This window comes from Roseibium denhamense, assembly GCF_009711415.1.
Taxonomy (GTDB): Bacteria; Pseudomonadota; Alphaproteobacteria; order Rhizobiales; family Stappiaceae; genus Roseibium; species Roseibium denhamense.
Genome location: NZ_SMLZ01000014.1, coordinates 1 through 302, shown reverse-complemented (window position 1 = coordinate 302; position 302 = coordinate 1). Strand labels below are relative to the sequence as shown.

Here is a 302-nt window from a genome sequence, read left to right as displayed (position 1 = left end):
GAACATGTCGCCGGATTATGCCCAGCCGGGCATGGCCAAGCTGGGCGATGTTCCACTTTATGCTGACGGCAAGCTGACCATCGCCGACCCGGATGCCGGGGAGAACGCGTTTGACACCCACGGACAAGGCATCGGTTATCACGGCACATATGGCGACTTGAACCTGAAAGCAGATGGAACCTGGCACTACTATGGAGATGCCGGCAGCCGGGCCGGGCTGGGCGGTCATCCCACGACGCGCGGAACGGTGATCGATCAACTGGGTGAAGGTCAGAGCCTGACGGACACGATCACGGTCTATT

At 60.3% G+C, this 302-nt stretch carries 1 protein-coding gene; it reads left to right on the top strand.

Annotation, left to right across the window (positions count from 1 at the left end; translation table 11 throughout):
• Positions 1 to 302, top strand: a 302-nt coding sequence (locus E1180_RS00030) for a VCBS domain-containing protein (RefSeq protein ID WP_155189063.1), incomplete at both ends; no start/stop codon positions are given.